The sequence below is a fragment of the Vescimonas sanitatis genome, from assembly GCF_049060325.1.
In the GTDB taxonomy this organism is placed as follows: Bacteria; Bacillota; Clostridia; order Oscillospirales; family Oscillospiraceae; genus Vescimonas; species Vescimonas sanitatis.
Window position 1 is genome coordinate 16,904 of the sequence record NZ_JBMGPW010000001.1, and the last position, 21,621, is coordinate 38,524.

Below are 21,621 nucleotides of genomic sequence, written 5' to 3' on the forward strand. Positions count from 1 at the left end.
AGGGAAATCCATGCAGGCAGAAAGAGCATGATCAGTGCTCCGGCTACCGCCGTATCAAACGCAGATACCGGCTCCTATACGAAAGGATGTCATATGGCAAAGAAAAAGAACGGCCGCAATCCACGCAATACGATGGAAAGTACAGACAGGAAGCTGATTGGCAATGCTTTTGATGACGCCATTCGCTTTGCGCGGAAAAACAGTTCCCATCCCAATGCGCCTAAGATCTATGATCTTGTCGGCCCTATCCTGAAGCGCCGCAAGGCCGCTGTTTACAACCTGCTGCCAGAAATCAGAAAACGATTCGGGCAGCTCTATGGAAATTCGGATACCGGCATTTTAACAGCATGGATCAATGAATGCAGTGCTCTGAACCATTCTGTTGACGGGGTGGATCACCTGTATTACATCACGCTGGCCGCTGCGATCTTTATGCTGGATGAGTTGAAACATGACGGAAGGCTCCCCGCTGCGTACCGTTATTTTAATTCTTCTCAGGAAGCGCTGATGTCTGTTCGACTGCCGGATATTTATGACCCGTGTCACGAAGAGATCGTGCTGCGGGGCATGATGGAGCTGATCCGGGAACGTGACCCGCGGGACAATCCATTTCAAACCTACATCAATGACGTGTCTGCCCAGCGCACGGAACCGGTGATCCACCAGAAGCCGGAGCAGGATTCCGAAAGTCTGTCCCCGCGGGAGCGTTTTAACGCTGTCATGGCCTTGGTCCCTTCCGTTGTAAAGGAACGGGCTATGAAGCGGTTCATAGAGAAGTATTGGGAGTTTCTGGGCATCTTCTTCGCCTGTGACGCTCCGCTGTGTAAGAAGCAGACCGAATTACTGCGACAATCGGATTCCATCATGCGCGAGTGCCGCAAACTGCATAAGAGACTCGTGGAAAAACGGGAGGAAAAGAAATCGCCAAACATACCGCGCTATGTATTGGCTCCGAAAGCCGCGCTTCCTTTCCAAAAGCTGCAGGATATAAGCGGAAACTGCGGAATGAGCAGAGCGGAAACCTTCGCCATAGACGAAATGGACCGGCTGCAGGCGATGGCTGCGCAGGGCCTCGCTATGGAGGATGCGGCCGACGATGCAGGGCACAGACGGTTCTCACTCGCCCTGTTCGCACATTCCGCACAGATGGTTAAGCAAGAAGACCTTATAGAAAACCTGGACGCCGACATTGCGGAATGCCTTTTGCGTTTTGAAGTCAACGACCCGTATGAAACCTGCTTTGGCTATCTGTGCCTCATAGAAGCCGGAAGCGATATCCCATGGACCTATAATGCCGCTGTTGCCGTTCTGATGGCTGCGGCACGCAAGCTGCCATGGAACGCACGCGCACTCGATGAACTGGACGACCTCACGGATGGGTTTGATGAAGAAAGCGATTCGGAATACCTGCATGAGAACGCGGATGGGGATTTTGCAAGGGATAAAGACATCGCGCCCATCGACTGGAACGATCGAAAGGCGGACCTATATCGACTCAGCTATTTGAATACGCCCCTCTACACGCCCTTGGAATCGCCTGTGCCTGACTGGAAATTGAATATCCCGCAGATCCTGTGTGGCCTTACGGGAATCGTAATGCCGCGAACGGTTTCCGACAGCGACGGAATGGCAGAGGTTTTCGAGGCAGCAGGCGTGGAGAAAGGCACTGCGAAGGGGTTGGAGCTATATCTTCAAATTGCTCTGGACGTACAGATGCAAAGCAGGGACTGGCGGCATGACTTCCGACATCCCTCTGCCGCACTTCCGAAAGGACTCAGCGACTCTGATGCCGAAAACGCAGTCAACATTGATAAGGAGGATGACATTGATGGGCTGAAAGCCAAAATCAGACGGCTAAGGGAATCCAATGAGAAATACAGGGAAGATCTCTACCAGATCCGGCGCGAAATGGAAACGGTTAAGGAGCACACCGCAAACGTGGAGAAGCGGGCGGCTGCCGAGAGGACGGAACTCGCTGAACTCCGGGAGCTGATTTTCATGCAGGCCAATGCCGTTGAAATGGGGGGACCGGAACAGGATAAAGCGGCAGAACTGAAATTTCCTTATTCCACGCGAAAGAGAGTCGTTGTCTTCGGCGGCCATGACTCCTGGCGCAAGGCGATTCGCCCGCTTCTTCCCAATGTCACCTTTATCAACCGTGAGCAGAGACCCAACGCGGATATGATCAAGGCGGCGGATGTGGTCTGGATCCAACCCAATGCGCTCTCTCATCGCAGCTTTTATAAGATCATCAATGTGGTTCGAACCAATCAGGTGCAGATCCGGTACTTTGGCTATGCCAGCGCAATGAAATGCGCGGTGCAGGTGCTGGAGGATGATGCTTCCGATGGGAAGCGTTGAGCCGACGCGGATGCTGTGTTCAGCAACATCCCACCTGCTGAATCACGCTTTTTATGAGAACGCTGAATGGCTGAAGGTTTCCTATATCAGATTTCATGGGATCACAAGTGAAAAGTGACACAAAAGCCTTGAAAAAACGGAATTGACAACAAATGACAACTACACTACAATAAAAGTGAGATCAGGCTTCGGCATCCGACTATAAATAGCGCATACGAAATGCAGTTCTTGTGAAATGTTTCCCAGCTTTTGAAAATAACATTTTTATAAAAGTGAGGATCAGGATATGAATCAGACGGTGGCAAAGCTCATTAACGAGCAGATCAACAAGGAATTCTATTCGGCGTACCTTTATCTGGACTTCGCCAACTACTATGCGCAGGTGGGTCTGGACGGATTTGAAAACTGGTATAAGGTGCAGGCGCAGGAGGAGCGCGACCACGCGCTGCTGTTCTATCAGTATATGCAAAACAACAACGAGGCGGTCACCTTCGAGGCGGTGGCCAAGCCGGAGTGGGAGCGCGGGGATCACATGACTCCGCTGAAAAAGGCGCTGGAGCATGAGAAGTATGTCACGGCCAGCATCGACGCGATCTACGCCGCCGCCTACGAGGTTCGGGACTTCCGCACTATGCAGACACTGGACTGGTTCATCAAGGAGCAGGGCGAGGAGGAGAAGAACGCCTCTGACCTCATCACCAAAATGGAGCTTTTCGGCGGGGACAGTAAGGGGCTCTATATGCTCAACAGCGAGCTGAAAGCGAGAACCTATGCCGCGCCCACGCTGGTGCTGGACTAAAATCAACGGACGAAGAAAGGAGATCACCATGAAACAGAGATTTTTTATTTGTAAGCATTGCGGAAACCTCATCGCCATGGTGAAGGACACGGGTGTGCCCGTGGTCTGCTGCGGCGAGAAGATGCACGAGCTAATCCCTGGCACCACCGACGCTTCGGTGGAAAAGCATGTCCCCGTCTATACCGTCGAGGGGAGCACCGTTCATGTCAAGGTGGGCGAGGCGGAGCATCCCATGCTGCCGGAGCACTACATCGAATGGATATCCATCCAGACGAAGCAGGGCAACCAGCGCAAGGAGCTGCATCCCGGCGAGAAGCCGGAAGCCTGCTTCGCCCTGTGCAAGGGAGACGAGGTGGAGGCGGCCTATGCCTACTGCAACCTCCACAGTCTCTGGAAAAAATAACAGCCATATTGAAAGAAAGCCCTTACATATAAGAGCAGAAAGATGCCCTTGTTTTCAGAACGGACCGATCAAAAACAGCGAATGGTGACCGGCCTGCAATGAGTAATCCATTTCACCGCAAATAATCATTGAGCCGTGCAGCGCCGTTCGCTCTGCCTGAGAACAGGCAGAGTTCGTAGGGGCTGTGCGGCTTTTTGTATCAACGCAAGGGCAGGGAAAAAGCGCGGGGAGCACCCTTGCCAATATTGCTTCCGCCGGGGACAACGATATTGCAAATGCAACAGTTGTTTTTACAGAGTTCTGATATACTACTATTAAATAACGGCAAGGCCAAATACGACAGGAGGACAACGCCATGATCGACAAGAAAGCTTACCAAAAGATGGACTACGCGCTGTGCCTGCTCAGTGCCCACGCTGACGGAAAAGACAGCGGCTGCATCATCAATTCATTCCATCAGGTGACCAGCAGCTTCCCTGCAAAGTTTACCATTGCCGTCAATCGCGAGAATGTGACCGCCGCAGCGGTCGAGCAGGCGGGCAGCTTCTGCGTAACGCTGCTCGCCCACGATGCGCCCACGGCGCTCATCAACGATTTCGGCTACCGCTCCGGCCGTGTCGCGGATAAGTTTTCCCCATACGAGGTCAGACGCGATGAGGTCGGAAACCCCTACCTTACCGACAGTATGCTCTCCCGGGTATCCTGCCGTGTAATTGACCGGCTGGAGATCGGAAGCTACACGCTCTATGTCGGGCAGGCGACGGAGGCAGAGGTGTTCGGCAGCGGCGAGGTGCTGACGCTCAACGCCTACGCCGCGCGGGGCAAGGCTGTACCACCCACCGCTACGGTGTACCGCGAAATGGTCGGCGGCGGCTTCAAATGCAGTGTCTGCGGGTACATCCACGAGAGCGAAACATTACGCGATGACTTCATCTGTCCTATCTGCCGCGCCACGGCGGACAAGTTCGTCCGACAGAAATAAGTATTTGGAACCGCATTGTGAAAGAGAAAGGAGTGTTTTATGAATTACATCGCCATGATTCAAAACCGCAGATCCGTGCGGGCCTTCCGCAGTAAAGAGGTGTCGGACGCAACGCTTGCCGAGCTGCGCACGCACTATGAAAGAAACTGCAGCCGTCTGATTCCGGAGCTTGCAACAGAGCTTGTAATTCTTGATGCGGACGCGCAGAGCGCACTCGAGGGCGCGGCCGGGTACCAGCAGTTCCTCATCGGCGCGCCGCACTATCTGATGCTCCTCAGCGCCCCGCATATCCATGCGGAGGAAAACGCGGGCTACATGATGGAGGAGCTGGTGCTCAAACTCACCGAGCTTGACATCGACAGCTGCTGGCTGACTTTCACTGACAGCGCACGTATCAAAACCGCCCTTGGACTGACCACACCGCTGGAGGTCGCCGCCATCGTCGCCTTTGGCTATGGGGAAAAGACGCAGAAAAAACTGCGGCTGAATATTCTGAATATGTCAACGGTCGATGTGACCGTCGAGCAGCAGTACTTTGCACCGAAAAAGGGTATCAGGGAACTGGTCAATGTAGATACCTGGGGCAATAAGGAGGGGCTTGACGAGATGCTGGGCTTCTACGATGATATGCTCTGGCAGGCGTTTTACGCCGTATCCCTTGCACCGAGCTATCTCAACCGTCAGCCCTACGGCTTTCTGGTAAGAGATCATGAGATTATCTTCGTGCAGATATCCGACCCCTATACCGACGGCACGGATGCCGGTCTCGACGCCGGCATTGCCCTGCTGCACTTCGCGGCGGTCGCCGCTCAGCTGCTTGGTAAGGGACGCTGGGAACTGGATCCGGAGGGAGTCGAGGGTATTCCAGAGAGCGGCCGTGCATTGGCACGCTATTGGATGTAACTGTAATGAGGGTAAAAGAAAGGCTGGCCGCAGCGCAATGACATCAGGCATAAATAGCAGGAGAACATCCCAACACGCACATCCAGATCATCCCTACAGGCACTATGAATGTTAAGCGAGGAGGAATGATGATGAGTTCCATGCGTATCAAATCCAGAGAAAATCCAAATCTGGAGATCTCTGCGTTTCGCGGACATTTTGCGACCCGCCACTCCCACAACAGCCACTACCTTGACATAACCCGCATGAAGCATGAGTACGGCATGGCGGCTGATGCGGCCGGTATCCTTGTGCAGCACTACATCTATGAGAAGCAGATCGACACGATCGTCTGTATGGACGGCAGCGAGGTCATCGGCACGTTCCTCGCAGGGAGGCTTGCCAAGAACGACCGCTTTGCCGTGAACTCCGGCAGGAACGTCTGCATCGTCACGCCCGAATATGACTCCAACGGCCAGCTCATCTTCCGCGACAATCTGGCGGGCATGGTTTCCGGTAAAAACGTGCTGCTTCTGATCTCCACTGTAAACTCCGGTAAAACGGCGCGCCGTGCGATGGAGTGCATTGAGTATTACGGCGGAAGCCTGCAGGGGATCGCCGCAGTATTCAGCGCGATTGCAAAGGTGGACGAGGTGCCGGTGATGAGCATCTTCTCCCCCGAGGACATCCCCGGCTATATGACAAGCCTTGTGCCTGATTGCCCGCTGTGCAGAGCTGGACAGAAAATCGACGCGCTGGCCAACAGCTATGGCTTTTCCGTTCTGAAATGTAATGACAATATGAAATAACCTGCGGACTTGCAGCTCATCCATTGTATATGTTTTAGGGAAGAATCAGCCCAAAACTAGAGAGGAGTGCAGAATGAGGCGGATTATCACTGTGGGTCGTGAATTCGGCAGCGGAGGACGGGAGATAGGACGAAGAATCGCAGAAGAACTGCAAATTGCTTACTACGATCAGGAAATTATTACGGAAATCGCAAAAAGAACAGCGCTGTCCGAAGCATATATCCGGCAGATAGAGGAGAAACGTCCTGTTGTGAGTTTCCCAATTCACGTTGGACACAGTTTTTATCTGAGCCCAGATCCTACGTTCCATCCGGATTTGTCCATCTACACGAAGCAGCATGATTTGCTTCACGAACTTGCGCGAAAGAGTGATTGCGTTATCGTTGGCCGCTGTGCGGACTTTATCCTCCGAGATCAGAAGCCCATTCGTATTTTCTCTTATGCAGATATGCCGAGTAAAATCAAGCGCTGCATAGACCGCCGGCCAGTAGACGAGAACCTGAGCGAGGCTCAGATGAAAAAACGGATTATGGAAATCGACCGGAGCCGCGCACAGTATTATTCCTTCTTCACTGAGCAGAAGTGGGGAGCGAAGGAAAACTTTGACCTGCTGGCAAACACATCCGGCACTGACATTAAAAAGATGTCTGAATCCTTATGTAGTTACATTAGGGCTTCCGCCTATGCGGAGCTGCCCCCGATCGCGGACGGCTACTGGAAAATGCGCTCTTGAATTTAATTATCTCTATTCAAGAGAAAAACAAAAAGTAAGACTTTCTAAAGCACAATTCATGCTAACGCTTGCAGACGGAGTTCCGGTACGAGGAAGACACGGAGTATTCCGAGCCGATGGCAAACTGGGTAGAGTTTGAAGTAAAAATGAATCTGCCGTATAAGGAGGCACAGCCCTCCGACCCAATCACCATACCGGAGCTTCAGGTGAATGCCATGTCTGGGGCAATGGGTGAAACAGATGAAATCACGGCTTCCCCCTGCGCCTACTACTGGCAGGCCCCGGAACCGAATGAGGATGGAACCATGAGCTCCATCATTGGATGCGGGCCTGCGATCGGCGAAGAGACTTCTCTGCCGGAGATCACGGCAGCCGCCGAGGGACTGATTTCCCACAGAAAGTCAAACGAAATCTGGTTATATTTCGAGGTGCAGCCGGATACAGTGCGGATACAATGCGTCCCCCAAAACGGCGGTGAGGTTGAGACAATCACAGACATTCTTCCGTATGACGGAGGATGTGCGTTCGATCTGAAAAGCGGCAGCTTTGTTTACCGTGTGATTGCAGAATGGGGCGATGGCAACCGTGTGGAATATGGCTTCATCGGGAAGTGGTTGTGATCCTGCGGCAATCAGAATAAAGGACTGACTATGATAAAGATACTATTGGTAGAAGACGATAAAATTATCGTTGCGAGCCTGAGCGAATATCTGAACAGTGAAGGGTATCTTGTGCGAAGTGTATCCGGGCAGACGGCGGCCATGAAGCTGCTTGCGGAGGAAAAGGTGGATCTTGTGCTGTTGGATGTGTCTCTGGCGGAGGGCAATGGCTTCGCGGCGTGCAGAGCGATCAAATCGGAATTTGACTTGCCCGTTATTTTCCTTACCGCGTCAGGCGACGAGTTCAGCACCGTTACGGGCTTCGATCTGGGCGCCGACGATTACATTCCAAAGCCGTTTCGCCCGCGAGAGCTTATCTCCCGCATCCGAAATGTGCTCCGACTCACCGGCAGCATGGGCAAAACGGTGAAGCTCGGTGATGTGGTGGTGGACACCGAAAAGGGCACGGCGATGAAGAACAGCAGGGATCTGTTCCTCTCAGCACTGGAATACCGCCTTCTGCTGTTTTTCATCAACAATCGGGGAATCGTGCTTACCCGTGAGCGGCTTCTTGACGCCATCTGGGATGTTGCCGGCGAGTATGTCAATGACAATACGCTGACGGTGTACATCAAGCGGCTGCGGGAGAAGATTGAGGATGACCCTGCCGACCCGAAGATCATTCTGACGGTTCGCGGGACAGGATATAAGGTGGACGCATGATCAAGCTGCTGAAAAACAAAGAGGTGCGAAAGGCACTGCTGTGGCAGCTGCTGCTCTCCGCAGCCGCCTGCGCCGTCTGCTTTTTCTTCGACATTCACGCCGGACTGACAGCCGCAGGGCTTTCTCTGCTCCTCATGCTGATCTACTGCGTCAGTACATACAGGAGGTATCAAAGCATTGCCGCTTTGGCAGGCGATATCAATCAGATCCTGCACGGCGATCATGCAATCGATTTTGACAGCTATTCGGAGGGCGAGCTGAGCATCCTCCACAGTGAGATCTATAAGATGACCATACGCCTGCGTGAACAGCAGCAAACGCTGACAAGGGAAAAGGCGTATCTTGCCGACTCCATCGCAGATATCTCTCACCAGATCCGCACGCCCCTGACCTCTATCAATCTGCTGATTGGACTGCTGTCGGAGCCGAAGCTGACCGACGCGCGCAGGCAGCAGCTGATCCATGAGCTCTACGAACTGCTCTCCCGCATCGACTGGCTGATCACCACGCTGCTGAAGATCTCACGGCTGGACGCCGGCACGGTGCAGTTCAAGCAGGAGCAGGTCAGTCTGGAGGAACTGCTCAAAAAGTCCTGTGTGACCCTGCTCATTCCCATGGAGCTGCGCGGGCAGGAGCTGCTCATCCATGCGGACGGAGCTTTCCATGGAGATTTCTCATGGACCTGCGAGGCCATCGGCAATATTGTGAAGAACTGCATGGAACACACCCCCGAGGGCGGCAGGATTGAGATCGAGGCAACCGAAAACGCCCTGTTTTCCGAAATTATAATTAAAGACAACGGCACGGGCATTTCTCCGGAGGATCTGCCCCACATCTTTGAGCGCTTCTATAAGGGCAAGGATTCCGACGGCAAAAGCTTTGGGATCGGGCTTGCCTTATCACGCATGATCATAACCGGTCAGGGAGGAACAGTAAAGGCAGAGAACCGCAAGCCCGTAGGAGCCATGTTCACCATCCGCTTTTATAAGGGAACCGTCTGACCGGCGGCTCCCTTTTTTACTAAGTGACGGATCCGTCACCTGAAAGTCACCGCCGTGTCACCTTGACAAAATAGAATGGGGGTGTAAAAAGCGAAAGGAGTATCCCGATATGGAGATTTTGAGAGTGGAAAACCTGACAAAGGTATATGGCAAGGGCGAGAACGAGGTGCGGGCACTGGACGGTGTTTCCTTTTCGGTGGAGAAGGGAGAGTTTGTCGCCGTGATCGGCCCCTCCGGCTCGGGCAAATCCACATTGCTTCACATCCTCGGCGGCGTAGACCGGCCTACAGGCGGCAAGGTATTTATGGACGGCAAGGATGTGTATGCGCAGAACGAGGAACAGCTTGCCATCTTCCGCCGCCGTCAGGTGGGACTGATCTATCAGTTTTACAATCTCATTCCGGTGCTCAATGTAACGGAAAACATCACTCTCCCTGTCCTGATGGACGGGCAGAAGGTCAATCAAAATCGACTGGCTGAGCTGATGACCACTCTGAAGCTTACCGGCCGGGAGAACCACCTGCCGAACCAACTCTCCGGCGGCCAGCAGCAGCGGGTGTCCATCGGTCGGGCTCTGATGAATGCGCCTGCGGTGGTGCTTGCCGACGAGCCCACCGGAAATCTTGACTCCAAAAGCAGCCGGGAGATCGTGGAGCTGCTGAAGGTTTCCAACGAAAAATACGGGCAGACCCTTATTGTCATCACCCACGATGAGAGCATCGCACTGCAGGCGGATCGAATCCTTTCCATTGAGGACGGGAAAATCACCAGAGACGAGGTGATCCGCAGATGAATGTTTTCAACAAGGTAACCTTAGAGAGCCTGAAGAAAAACAGGACGAGAACCATCGTCACGATCATCGGCATTATGCTCTCGGCGGCGATGATCTGTGCGTCCACGACCCTTGTCTCCAGTATGCAGAATTTCGTGCTGCGTTGTGCGATCCACATCGACGGGGACTGGTACGGAGCGGTTTATGACGCCGCATATAAGGACTATGAGGACATCCGCGATTCCGACAGGGTTTCCTCCGCAGCCTACGCGCAGGTTCTGGGTTACGCGAAGATCGACAGCGCCAACGAGCGCAAGCCCTATCTGTATGTGCTTGGCGGCGATGTGGCCTCCGGCTATTTTAAGACAATGCCGGTGCATCTCATTTTAGGTACGCTGCCGAAGGACTCCACGGAAATTATTCTGCCGGAGCACCTGACATCAAACGGCAAGGTGAATTATAAGCTCGGCGACACCGTCACGCTTGATGTGGGTGACAGGACACTTGACGGCCGGAGGCTGGGACAGGACACGCCCGTATACGCCTATGACAGCGAAACGCAGGTGGAGATTATGAGCGGCGAAAGGCTCGAAAACACCGAACCAAGAACCTATACGGTGGTCGGCATCTATGAAAGGCCTACCTTTGAGGACTATTCCGCGCCCGGGTACACAGCGCTTACGGCAGCGGACACCAAATCCGCCGATCAGGCTCCGATTCATTGTTATTTCAAGCTGCACAAGCCCGCCGGGGTGTATGACTTCATGAAGGAAATGGGCTATACGCAAGAGTATCGCTATGCCTACAATACAAAGGTCCTGCTGTATTCCGGCACGGCTCCGTTCGATTCCTTCCTTACCGCGTTTTACAGTCTTGCCGCCATCATCATCGCGCTGATCGTGTTCGGCTCTGTATCGCTTATCTATAACGCATTCTCCATCTCCGTCTCGGAGCGGACAAGGCAATTCGGCCTGCTGTCCTCGGTGGGCGCCACCAGAAAGCAGCTTCGAAGAATGGTGCTGTTTGAGGCGCTGGCGGTCAGCATTGTCGGCATCCCGCTGGGCATTCTGGTGGGCATCGGCGGTATCGGCATAACGCTGCTTCTGATCGGAGATAAATTTATCTCCATTGTCCGTGTGGACATTCCCATGCGGCTCTGTGTTTCGTGGCAGGCTGTCGTCATTGCTGCGGTCATTGCACTTGTCACGGTTCTGATCTCGGCATGGATTCCCTCAAAAAGGGCAACCAGAGTTTCCGCCGTGGAGGCGATCCGCCAGAGCATGGACATCAAGGTAAGCGGCAGACCCGTCCGAACCTCAAAGCTCGCCTACAAGCTGTTCGGACTCCCCGGCGTCCTTGCCGGCAAGCACTATAAGCGCAACCGGAAAAAATACAGAACCACCGTCGTCAGTCTCTTTATGAGCATCGTCCTCTTTGTTTCGGCGGCGGCCTTCACCGACTACATGATGGAATCCGCCGAGGGAGGGCTGGCCTCCGATCAATTCGACCTGATCTACGCGGCGGAGTCGGACGCTTCCGCCGCCATGACGCCAGATGCGCTTCTGGAGCTGCTTTTCTCCGAGCCGAATGTCACCGGAGGTACCTATACCAAGAAACAGTTTTTGCAGGGCGATATCTCCCGCGAATATGTCACGGCAATGTTTGCCGGCCGTTTTGCCGACCTCGGCATGGAGCGTGAGGACGCAGCGCCGAAGGATCTTGGCATCTCCGGTTATCTGTACTTTGTTGCGGACACCGAGTTCAACAGGTTACTGGAAAAGTACAACCTGAAGGAAGCGGATTACTATGACCGGGACAACCCCCTGGGCATCGCGCTTGACCGTAATATTGAGTTTGACCGCCGGCTTGAGAAGTATGTCACGCTGGACTCGCTCCAGGGCGATGGGTGCGTGATTGAGGGCCTTTACTATGTAGAGATCGACGGATATTACAGAAAAGACAGCCGGATCGATGAGAACGGCAATAAGGTCGTCCTCTATCAAAACAGAGACAACGAGAACGACATCATCGAGCTGCCCTATGAGGAATCCTTTGCAAAGTACACGCTGCGGTCCGAAAAAACCATTGAGGAGGCTCCGTTCTTTGTCAGCCGCAGCACGCCGGTGGCCATCAATATGATCTATCCGCACAGCATGCTGGAGAGCGTGATTCCCGAGGCGGCGCTGAATCAATTCCGTAATACAGAGTATTTCCTCACATCGAGCAATCACGCCGCGAGCTTTGAAAATCTGGCGACCATGCTGACGGAAAACGGTCTCAGCAGCCGGCAGCTCTTCGACTACGCCGCAAACGCCGAGACAAACCGGAATGTCATAACCATTATCCGGGTATTTGCCTACGGCTTTATCGTGCTGATCTCCCTGATTGCCGCGGCCAATGTGTTCAATACGATTTCCACGAATATCAGCCTGCGCCGCCGTGAGTTTGCCATGCTGAAATCGGTGGGCATGACGCAGAAGGGCTTTCGCAGGATGATGAACTGCGAGTGCCCGCTGTACGGCTCCAAGGCACTGCTTCTTGGTTTGCCGGTGTCCTGCGGCATTACATATCTCATCTACCGCGCAGTCACAACGGCCTATGAAACCTCCTTCCATCTGCCGTGGGCGGCCATCGGCATCGCCGTACTGAGCGTATTTCTGGTCGTATTCGCCACCATGATATACGCAATGAGGAAAGCGAAAAAGGACAATCCCATCGACGCCTTGAAAAACGAGAATCTGTAAGGAGGAAAAGAATATGCACAACAATGAAGCAACCGCACATGGGAAACTCAACTTGAAATCCCTGCCGATCTGCTGGCTGATCATTCTCGGCGGATACCTTTTGATCCGTATGGTCTTTCTTGTATTCGGGCTGCAGCTGCACCTGACCGCTCAGGGCATCTGCCTTGCGCTGCTGCCGTACTGCTTTGGGGCGCTGTATCTATGGAGGTGCTGCAAGAATCGGGAACCGCTGTTTTACGCGCTTGGTATTCTGCTCCCGGCTATTGTCGAGAAGCTGACGCTGTATTTCCTCGGAGCGTATCTATGCGGGGTCAGTCCGTTCCGTGTCACGGCAGTCATGGAGGCAATTGGAACGATTGAGCCGTATGCGGTGCTCTTTACACGGATGCCCATGCGGTATGCAGTCAATCTGCTGTTCTTTAACTGGATATACATTCTTTGCGGCATCGCCTTCTCTGCACTCTGCTTTTTGGGCTTGTCTCTCTTTCAAAAGCGGGTGGGGGATGAACCATAGGCAAGATATAGGGGCGGCAAAATGTTATCAGGGCAATATGCGACCTCTTGCTGTCACAGTGTTTGCGAGTAAGTTAAGAAGGAGTTGTTGATGCGTCCCTTGGTGTCACCCTCGCCAAAGGCCAGAGGAGTACCGGCGATGATACGCCGCCCGGTGGCCAGAGTCAGAAGCGAAGCAGAATAGTCCGCACGAACATCGCCGCCGACTTTGTGGATTACGGCTTCGTCGCAGCTCATTTCCATATCCTTGCTTGCCAGTATAAACGCTGCCCAGACAAGAGGGTTGAACCAATGAATGGCCAAAGCAAAAAACGCCAGTGCTTTCATAACATGGTCGAGTCGTTTGATGTGGTGCTGCTCATGGAGGATGATATACTCCTGCTCCTTGTCGCTCAAATTGCAGGGTAGATAGATTTTCGGACGGAACAGGCCGACCACAAAGGGAGACTTGATATCGTCTGCGATGAATATATTGTCTCGAAGAGGAACAACCACCGACAGTTTACGCCGCAGCCGGATGTAGGAGACAATACTGTAGATTACCATGACCAACACGCCAATCATCCAAACATAGGTAGCAATGGACATTGGAGCTTCGAGCGGGTCGGCAACCAACTGTTCCCGTCCTTGCGGTAATGCCTCGTTGATCGCATCACTGATGCCCGGAACAGGCCGCGCAACAGAGGGATACTCTGTGTGAACAATGTTGCTCGGCACATATTCGATGACGCTGGTAATTGTTCCAGACTCTTGGGCTGGGGCATCGAAAAGATTGTAAACGGAAAAGCTTGAACCAATCGACACCGGACACAGGAGACGAAACAGGACCACGCCCCACAGCGCATAGGAAATGACCTTGGGTGCTTTTTTCAGAAGAAGGCGCAGCAGGATTACAAATACAATAGCCACGCTTGCCGTCAGGCTCATGTTGAATAGCTTGGGCATGAATGTATAAAAGAACATAGGGTCACCTCCTCATTCCATCAATGACCTTCTGCAGCTCGTCGATCTCCTGGTCAGTGAGTTTTTTCCGTGTCCCGAATGCAGCGAGGAACGCAGGCAGAGAACCACCAAAGGTTTCCTCCACATACTGCTCACTATGTCGGGCGTAGTATTCCTCCCGTGAGATCAGCGAAGTAACAGTGCCATCTTCATTCTTAAACAAGCCACGCTCACACAGGCGTCGCAAAACAGTGTGAGAAGTGCTTTTCTTCCAGTTAAATTCTTCTGCGCCGATCTTGGCCATTTGACCGGATGTGATCGGCTCCCGTTCCCAGATAATATCGGCAAACCGGGCCTCGGCAGTTCCCATTTTCAAATCAGACATTAAAGCGCACCTCCGTGTTACAGCTTGTAGCGCCACTTATATACTACAGCTTGTAACACGAAAAGTCAATATGGCAGAGCCAATGTTCATAAAAGCTTCAAAAGTGAAAGTGCGCCGGTTGTCCGACGCACTTTCTTGTTTCTCATACCTTTGATTGCAGTCGCTTCCTGCGGCTCGGCAGTTCCTTGTTATGCAGCCAGTAGATCAAGACGAACAGCAGATAGGCTCCCAGACATACTGCGAATATGTAAATGGGTGTGTTGACATACCAACCGAACCATTCGGAGAACTGTTTGAACACAATGATGGGAGAATTACCAGGGCCAACGAAGAACATATTCATATCTCTGCCGATTCCAAACTGCACGATGCAGTTCAGGGCAAGGGCCACGCCGCAGAGAAGGGTGAAGATCCAAGTCGCAGAAGCATAGTCGCTCTTCTGGTTGCCGCCTCGCTTGGACACGCAGAGGAACAGTCCCACAAACACCAACAGCATGTGCCACACGCAAGAGTGGGCGGTAAGGAACAGGTGGCCATGAAGCAGGCCGGACGGCTCGGTAAAGGCAATGGCTCCTCCCAAGAGATTATACAGCACCATGAAGCTATGCAATGCCCGACGCAGTTTTCCCAGCTTCAACCAAGGAACAATCAGGCACAGATACATTGGGATGCTGCACAACTGGAATGGGAACTCGCCCCAGTGATAGGTGCCGTCCGCGATCACATAGTAGCAGAAGAATTGCTTAAATACTTCCGACAGCGTCAATACCAAACCGCAGGCAAACAGGATATGACATGCTGTTTTGTCGCTGACATTCCGCAGCTTCCATGCCGAGAAACCGCAGACAGCAAAGCCAATCAGGGTAAACAGAATATGTAATGCACCGTAGGCCGGTGGCGGCTCCATGGGCCAGGAAATAGATTCAAAAAAGGTTGCTAACATTTGCTTTGGGACATCTTCTTTCTTTGGAAACGCACGGGTGTGGATTGCTTCTTTTTAGCTGATGGTCGGGAACCGCAGAACCACCTTAAACAGATCGCCGTCAGTAGTCAGCTCCATGGTGCCGTTTTGCAGTTCGGTCAGGCTCTTTGCAATAGACAGGCCCAGACCGTTGCCTTCGCTCTTTCTGGAGTTGTCGCCCTGAACGAAGCGCTCCAGCAGCTCGTCAGTAGACAGGTTGAGGGGTTCGCGGGAGATATTCTTAAAGGAGATGATTGCCTCTCCGTTTTTCTCCTCCAGCGTCAGATAAACGCGGGTGGAGCGCTGGGCATACTTGCAGACATTGTTCATCAGGTTATCGAACACGCGCCACAGGCGGCGACCGTCTGCCATAATTTTAATAGGCTGCTCCGGCTGGCTGGTGAACAGAACCAAATCCTTCTCTTGAAGCTTCTGCTCATACTCACCGGCAGTCTGTGTCAGCATCACACCAACTTCACAGGGAGCCAGCAGCACCTCCAGATTACCCGTGGACGCCTTAGAAGCCTCCACGAGATCGTCAATGAGCCGCTTCAGGCGGTCGGACTGACGATGGAGTACACCGGCATATTCTGTAATGGTGGGGTTGTCGCACTGCTCTTTTTCAATCAGATCCGCGTAGTTGATGATAGAAGTCAGCGGAGTCTTGATGTCGTGAGAAACATTGGTGATCAGCTCAGTCTTCATGCGTTCACTTTTCAGACGTTGTTCCACCGCCGCTGTCATGCCAACGCCAATGCTGTTCAGATTCTCGCCGTGGCGCTTGAAATCCCAGAACATTCTCTTGGTGTCCACCTGATATCCAAGATCACCGGTGGCAAGAGCCTTGCCACCTGCCTGGAGCTTTCGGAGCATCAACGCCACATAGAGAACCAGCGGGACAAGCACAAGGTGCTTCACGAACCAGAAGGTCAGCAGAACATCCTCCTCACAGTATGCCCCAGCAATGACAAGGACTTCGATCAAGGCGATTGCAGCCAGGCCAAGAGCGGTCTTCCAAACCAGAGGAATGCCTCTGCAAAGGGATACCATACCGCGGAAACACACACATACGCCGCTCCAAATCTTACGCAGCACGACCAGTGCAATTTTAAGGGCATAGAAGATGATGGTGTTCTTCCACCAGCACCCCAGCTTGATCCGCGTTGCAAAGCTCATGCACCAGCCAAGACAAATGGCCATTAGAGAGATACCTAATGCGATGCCGGCTAACGCTGCTTCGATGTCTGAGGCATAGTAGATTGCTTCCACCATGACCTGTATTATCAGGAACCCGGCAAGCGCAGTCATCCCGGTCAGCAGGTCAAAGGGGATCTTCGTACCCCATCCCGGCTGCGCTGTTGCCAGACCATTTTTCTTACCAGATGCGCACATAAGGAAAACGAAAGCAGCGATAGCAAGAATGGCAGCGCCGATGCCAATCGCATATACCCAGAAACGCATGGCAAAGGCCAAGGAGATCAAAAGGTCGGCATAATAATAAGTATCAGGCTGGGTCAATTCATCCGCAAGACGAATCGTTGCCTCCACCGTACCGATCTGCTCCACATCATATCCGTAGTTGCTATACAGACTGTACCAGTTTTCTACGCCGTCTTTCTCCTTCATATGATACCAGACCGCACTGTACTCCGTGGAGCTTTCCTTCACGCCCCCATCATACCCCCAGTTATTTCGCGGACCTTCTGAGAAAACCATTTCAATAGATGCAATGTTGCGATCTGACAAATAGCGCATGGCATCATCAGCACCAGCATCTAAATTCTCGTTGGTCAAATAATGAATGAGCGTCCGGATATCGCCTTCGGCAATATTTCTCATGGCTTCGTTTTTGTAAGCCCATTCAGATGTCGTATAGAGTTCTTCTTCCACCATGATGAACGCACCAGCTGCAGAGCCGATAACAACAATCACCATGATGATGACCAGCAGGAACGCTACGAACTTGGCTGATGTACGGTGGGTCAGCGGGAGTTTTCTATTAACTGGAGCAACATTCTCCGGTTCTGGTGTCACCGCTTCATACTGCGCATCCTGTACGGTCTGCGCGATTTCCTCCACGATGGGATCTGCGTTTTTCTTCCTAAAGAACGGCTTCATCGTTTTGCTCCTTTCTCCATTTTATACCCTTGTCCCCAGACCACCTTCAGATATCGGGGGTCTGCGGGGTTGATCTCTATTTTTTCACGGAGATGCCGGATATGTACGGCAACGGTATTGTCGCTTCCCAGGGGAGCCTCTTTCCATACCTGCCGATAGATCTCCTTGGGGGAATACACCTTGCCGGGACTCTCCATGAGCAGTTTGAGGATGTCGTATTCGATGGGCGTCAAGGAAATGGGTTCTCCGTCCAAGGCGACTTCCTTGGAGCTGTCATCCAGTTCCACGCCGCCGATGACATATCGTGCCGGAGCCGCAGCTCTGCTGCCCAACTGCATATAGCGGCGCAGTTGAGAACGGACACGGGCCGTCACCTCTACGGGATTAAACGGTTTTGTGATGTAATCGTCCGCTCCGGTGTTCAGGCCGAGGATCTTGTCGGTATCCTCACTTTTGGCCGTCAGCAGTATAATGGGGACATTGCTCTTCTCCCGAATCTTTACCATTGCGGAGATGCCGTCCATTTCAGGCATCATGATATCAAGCAGAATCAGGTGAATGTCCTCCTGCTCCATAACCTCAAGGGCCTGCACTCCGGTGTTGGCCTCGAACAGTTTGAAGTCCGGATTCATCAGATATATTTTCAATGCGTTGACGATATCCTGCTCGTCATCGCAAATCAGAATGTGGTACATGGAACCCCTCCTTTGATGGCTTTATAATAACAATCTTTACATTAAGATGGTAGTGGTAGAAAGATGAAGAATTTGTGAAGATTGCCATTCCAAAAGAACAGCGCAGCTCCCGACCGGAAGCTGCGCTGTTGATGTGGTTGCTTACTCGTCAATCATTTGGAGCAGAAGCCAGATTGCAGGCTGGTTTTCTTTAATCCATTCCATATCGTGCTGTTCGCTGATCCGAATGGCACCCGCTTTCCATTCATCGAAGTATTCCTGGCCAGTTTCAGCGTAGAGTCGGAGCTGTGCTTCCGGCGCAAGATCATCGAGAACGCTTCGCATCAGATGTCCACGCAGTCCTGTCTGACCACCCTCTAAAAACTGTGAGAATACATACTGCAATGTATAGCTTCCGTAGTAGGTAAGCTCCCGATACTCAATCGGGTGTGCGTCAATGTAGTCGGCAGGTCTGGAAGATGTGGCCGGAGAGGACTCAATTACCTCAAAAAGATGTTCCACCGCAGAATAGGTATCAACTCCGCCGTAACGGACGGCCTGATCGTAGCACTCCTGCTTCTGGGCGAGGATATACTTCTGAGTATCCAGGGCTTCGTCCTCAATTTCGTCAGGGAACTTATCCCGAATATCCTGAACATAGTAGGAGCCGTCCCGCGGTGTCCAATACTCCTTCAGAACATATTTCCCATCTACAACTTCAAAGGTGATGGCAACAGCGATATGACTGCCGGCAGCATCGTGAAAGCTTCCACCGGAATAACCAAATCCCTGATGAAGCGCCAGTCCGTAGACAGTGACCAGCTTGATGTGGTCGGAGGAACCAACTGCGGGGGTGCCACTGAGTTCCTGTTGATCCAACAAGACAAAGCTGGCGCAATGATACAGACCATCCGGCTTGGAAGGCTTGTTTTCTGCCAGGATTGCTTCATTGATCGCCTTCGCCAACAACACTTCTGAATGATCCGCACCAATGAACTCCGTCACGCCGCCGTCCCGAATGTCGATGCGTGTATCGAGGTCATCCGCCAAAGCTAGATAGATATACATAGGGTCACTATCCGGACTTCCACCGCCAATCCATAGCTCATACATTTCATTGATCACATAGACACGGATATATAGGCCAGAGCCGGTTTCAATATAATCGTAATTTTCAAAATCCGACCACGATAAATCGTATCCGTATTGTGAAAGAATAATTACATCATCTAAGGTGAGTTTCGTCGCTTCGGCAACAACTCTGATGCTGTAAACTTCTTTCAACCGAGCTGGATAAGTTTCCAGTATCTCACCGCTATATGAGACTTCAATAATGTCTCCGATTTGCGGCTCCAGAGCGGGGTCCATATTCATCAGAGGAACTTCAATTTGGTCAGCGCTATTGAGTGCCCAGCTTGCCTCTGGTGCAACCAGAAAATATCCCTCGTGGATTTCAAGGACTTCCGCTTTGAAAGTAATATGATTGGGCGCACTTTCGTCAGAAATACGAATTTCCACATTTTCGACTTCCACATAAACAACGATGTCTTCGTCCGTTGGGTTTTGCATATTGATGCCAACCTTGAACCATTCATCTTTTACGGCGTCAAATTCAACGGGCATTCCATGTGTAAGATAGGTAGCCGTATATCCGGTTTCTGTTGTTTCGTCGACTGGAAATAAAAGAACTTCCGTATCATCCAGTCCTTCACCGGACCATATGACAATGGAGTTTCCCGTTGTACTGACTTCTTCATCTGAATACACAAAATCATCCTGGCTTCCTGCTGGAACGACAATTCGCAGCGTATAGCTGTCCTGATCCGGATCAGTCAGGAAGCACACCGCAACGACCACGCAGGCGATAACTGCCAGAACGACGATCCAGAAAGCAGGCTTCTTGTAGTTCATCACAGACTTCACACGCTCCTTTACACCGACCTCACCAAAGGCAAGAGGGCAGGCTGCGATCACACGGCGGTTGACACTACAGGCCACAAGCGCCTGGGTATAGTCGGCTCTCTGCTCGTTGCCCAGTACCTTAATGACCTTCTCATCACAGGCCAGCTCAATGTCCCGGCACAGCAGCACATAGGCCAGCCACATCAGAGGATTGAACCAATGGATCGTCAGCAGTAGGAAGCCGAGGGGTTTCCACCAGTGGTCTCTTCGACGAATGTGTGCCTGCTCATGTGCGACCACATGGTTCAGATCCTGTCCGCCCATATTGTAGGGAAGATAGATCTTCGGTCTGAACACGCCCAGCACAAAGGGAGAAGCCACATTCTCGCTCTGGAAGATGTTGTCTCGGAGGATGACTGCCTCGCTGACTTTGCGGCGCAGACGCCAATAGCTGACCACGGTATATAGGAGGAGCGCAGCGATACCGGCAATCCAGAGAATGCTAAAAATCGGAATCCAGATCTGAAGCGGATTTGCGCTCGTCAATACATCCTGCGGTGGAGCGAACGAGGACAGCATAGGGTTGACCATGCTATTGATCACTGGAACACCGCTGTTGATCGTGGGCTGTACTGCCATTTCGATATCCATCGGAACTGTCTCTGCGCTGGGGATCAGACTCAGAGCGCTCTCGATAGAGAACGGAAAAGCCAGACGCACTGCCACAATGCCCCAGAGCAGGACATTGACCCACTTGGGTGCTTTCTTCAAGACAAACCGGAGCAGCAGCACAGCCAGGACAAGCCAGCTTGCTGATATGCTCATGTTTATAATTTTCAAAAACAGGTCGTTCATTATTTGCCTCCTCTCCGGATGCGGTCGATCATGCGCTGTACCTCATCAAGCTCCTCCTCAGAAATATTCTGATGCTTGGTGAAAGCAGCGACAAAAGCAGGCAGTGAGCCTTCAAATGTCTTTTCAACCAGTTCTCCAATTTCATATGCCTGCACAGCGTCCTTGGAAACCAGAGAAGTAATGGTGCCGTTATCGTTCTGCAGAACACCTTTCTCTCCCAGACGCTTGATAACGGTATAGGTAGTGGTGCGTTTCCAACCCAACTGCTCCTGACACAGCTTTACCAACTCCGCAGCCGTGACCGGCTCATGTTCCCACATAATCAGACAAAAACGATATTCGCCCTCGTGAATCTTCGGAATATCCATAAGTCAACCTCCTTGTCTACCGATGTAGACTTCTTGATTATAGTCTACAGCAGTAGACGCAAAAAGTCAATGGAGTTCATATTATCTTTACAAAT

20 protein-coding genes are annotated in these 21,621 nt (G+C 52.3%); 13 read left to right on the forward strand and 7 right to left on the reverse strand.

Annotated elements, in window-relative coordinates:
• Positions 1–93 precede the first annotated feature (93 nt).
• From ACOMDU_RS00100 to ACOMDU_RS00160, 13 genes are all read left to right on the forward strand, one after another.
• The gene (locus ACOMDU_RS00100; RefSeq protein ID WP_421128506.1) at positions 94–2,361 is read left to right on the forward strand and encodes a hypothetical protein; all 2,268 of its coding nucleotides are present in this window, start codon (positions 94–96) and stop codon (positions 2,359–2,361) included.
• 286 nt (positions 2,362–2,647) lie between these two features.
• A complete protein-coding gene (locus ACOMDU_RS00105; RefSeq protein WP_178870688.1) occupies positions 2,648–3,160 on the forward strand; it encodes a ferritin in 513 nt (170 codons plus the stop codon).
• Positions 3,161–3,188: 28 nt separating this feature from the next.
• On the forward strand, positions 3,189–3,563 hold the full coding sequence (locus tag ACOMDU_RS00110) for a desulfoferrodoxin family protein (RefSeq protein ID WP_421128507.1): 375 nt from the start codon (positions 3,189–3,191) through the stop codon (positions 3,561–3,563).
• 355 nt (positions 3,564–3,918) lie between these two features.
• Complete coding sequence (locus tag ACOMDU_RS00115; RefSeq protein ID WP_421128508.1) at positions 3,919–4,545, forward strand: flavin reductase; 627 nt, start codon at positions 3,919–3,921, stop codon at positions 4,543–4,545.
• 39 nt (positions 4,546–4,584) lie between these two features.
• Positions 4,585–5,448: a nitroreductase family protein gene (locus ACOMDU_RS00120; RefSeq protein WP_421128509.1), complete on the forward strand. Its 864-nt coding sequence runs from the start codon at positions 4,585–4,587 to the stop codon at positions 5,446–5,448.
• A 131-nt stretch (positions 5,449–5,579) separates the two neighbouring features.
• Positions 5,580–6,236: a type I phosphoribosyltransferase gene (locus ACOMDU_RS00125; RefSeq protein ID WP_421128510.1), complete on the forward strand. Its 657-nt coding sequence runs from the start codon at positions 5,580–5,582 to the stop codon at positions 6,234–6,236.
• A 73-nt stretch (positions 6,237–6,309) separates the two neighbouring features.
• Positions 6,310–6,969 carry a cytidylate kinase-like family protein gene (locus tag ACOMDU_RS00130; RefSeq protein ID WP_421128511.1) on the forward strand — a complete coding sequence of 220 codons (660 nt, stop codon included), beginning with the start codon at positions 6,310–6,312 and terminating at the stop codon, positions 6,967–6,969.
• Between the two features lie 116 nt (positions 6,970–7,085).
• The gene (locus tag ACOMDU_RS00135) at positions 7,086–7,589 is read left to right on the forward strand and encodes a hypothetical protein (protein WP_187015302.1); all 504 of its coding nucleotides are present in this window, start codon (positions 7,086–7,088) and stop codon (positions 7,587–7,589) included.
• A gap of 30 nt (positions 7,590–7,619) precedes the next feature.
• On the forward strand, positions 7,620–8,291 hold the full coding sequence (locus ACOMDU_RS00140; RefSeq protein ID WP_421128512.1) for a response regulator transcription factor: 672 nt from the start codon (positions 7,620–7,622) through the stop codon (positions 8,289–8,291).
• Positions 8,288–9,292: a sensor histidine kinase gene (locus ACOMDU_RS00145; RefSeq protein WP_421128513.1), complete on the forward strand. Its 1,005-nt coding sequence runs from the start codon at positions 8,288–8,290 to the stop codon at positions 9,290–9,292. Before ACOMDU_RS00140 ends, ACOMDU_RS00145 begins: the two co-directional genes overlap by 4 nt.
• 109 nt (positions 9,293–9,401) lie before the next feature.
• Complete coding sequence (locus tag ACOMDU_RS00150) at positions 9,402–10,085, forward strand: ABC transporter ATP-binding protein (RefSeq protein ID WP_421128514.1); 684 nt, start codon at positions 9,402–9,404, stop codon at positions 10,083–10,085.
• Complete coding sequence (locus ACOMDU_RS00155) at positions 10,082–12,808, forward strand: ABC transporter permease (RefSeq protein WP_421128515.1); 2,727 nt, start codon at positions 10,082–10,084, stop codon at positions 12,806–12,808. Before ACOMDU_RS00150 ends, ACOMDU_RS00155 begins: the two co-directional genes overlap by 4 nt.
• Before the next feature lie 13 nt (positions 12,809–12,821).
• Entirely contained in the window at positions 12,822–13,322 is a 501-nt protein-coding gene (locus ACOMDU_RS00160) for a hypothetical protein (protein WP_187015297.1), read from the forward strand.
• Positions 13,323–13,375: 53 nt separating this feature from the next.
• Here ACOMDU_RS00160 and ACOMDU_RS00165 read toward each other — a convergent pair whose 3' ends face one another.
• From ACOMDU_RS00165 to ACOMDU_RS00195, 7 genes are all read right to left on the reverse strand, one after another.
• Positions 13,376–14,284: a M56 family metallopeptidase gene (locus ACOMDU_RS00165; protein WP_187015296.1), complete on the reverse strand. Its 909-nt coding sequence runs from the start codon at positions 14,282–14,284 to the stop codon at positions 13,376–13,378.
• 4 nt (positions 14,285–14,288) lie between these two features.
• Complete coding sequence (locus tag ACOMDU_RS00170) at positions 14,289–14,648, reverse strand: BlaI/MecI/CopY family transcriptional regulator (protein ID WP_187015295.1); 360 nt, start codon at positions 14,646–14,648, stop codon at positions 14,289–14,291.
• A gap of 142 nt (positions 14,649–14,790) precedes the next feature.
• Positions 14,791–15,591 carry a TMEM164 family acyltransferase gene (locus tag ACOMDU_RS00175; protein ID WP_421128516.1) on the reverse strand — a complete coding sequence of 267 codons (801 nt, stop codon included), beginning with the start codon at positions 15,589–15,591 and terminating at the stop codon, positions 14,791–14,793.
• Between the two features lie 54 nt (positions 15,592–15,645).
• Positions 15,646–17,727 (reverse strand): sensor histidine kinase, encoded by a 2,082-nt coding sequence (locus ACOMDU_RS00180; RefSeq protein ID WP_187015293.1) that lies wholly within the window; start codon positions 17,725–17,727, stop codon positions 15,646–15,648.
• The gene (locus tag ACOMDU_RS00185; protein ID WP_421128517.1) at positions 17,724–18,422 is read right to left on the reverse strand and encodes a response regulator transcription factor; all 699 of its coding nucleotides are present in this window, start codon (positions 18,420–18,422) and stop codon (positions 17,724–17,726) included. The genes ACOMDU_RS00180 and ACOMDU_RS00185 overlap by 4 nt, the downstream gene beginning before the upstream one ends.
• A gap of 141 nt (positions 18,423–18,563) precedes the next feature.
• Entirely contained in the window at positions 18,564–21,158 is a 2,595-nt protein-coding gene (locus ACOMDU_RS00190; RefSeq protein WP_421128518.1) for a M56 family metallopeptidase, read from the reverse strand.
• Complete coding sequence (locus ACOMDU_RS00195) at positions 21,158–21,526, reverse strand: BlaI/MecI/CopY family transcriptional regulator (protein ID WP_187015290.1); 369 nt, start codon at positions 21,524–21,526, stop codon at positions 21,158–21,160. The genes ACOMDU_RS00190 and ACOMDU_RS00195 overlap by 1 nt, the downstream gene beginning before the upstream one ends.
• Positions 21,527–21,621 lie beyond the last annotated feature (95 nt).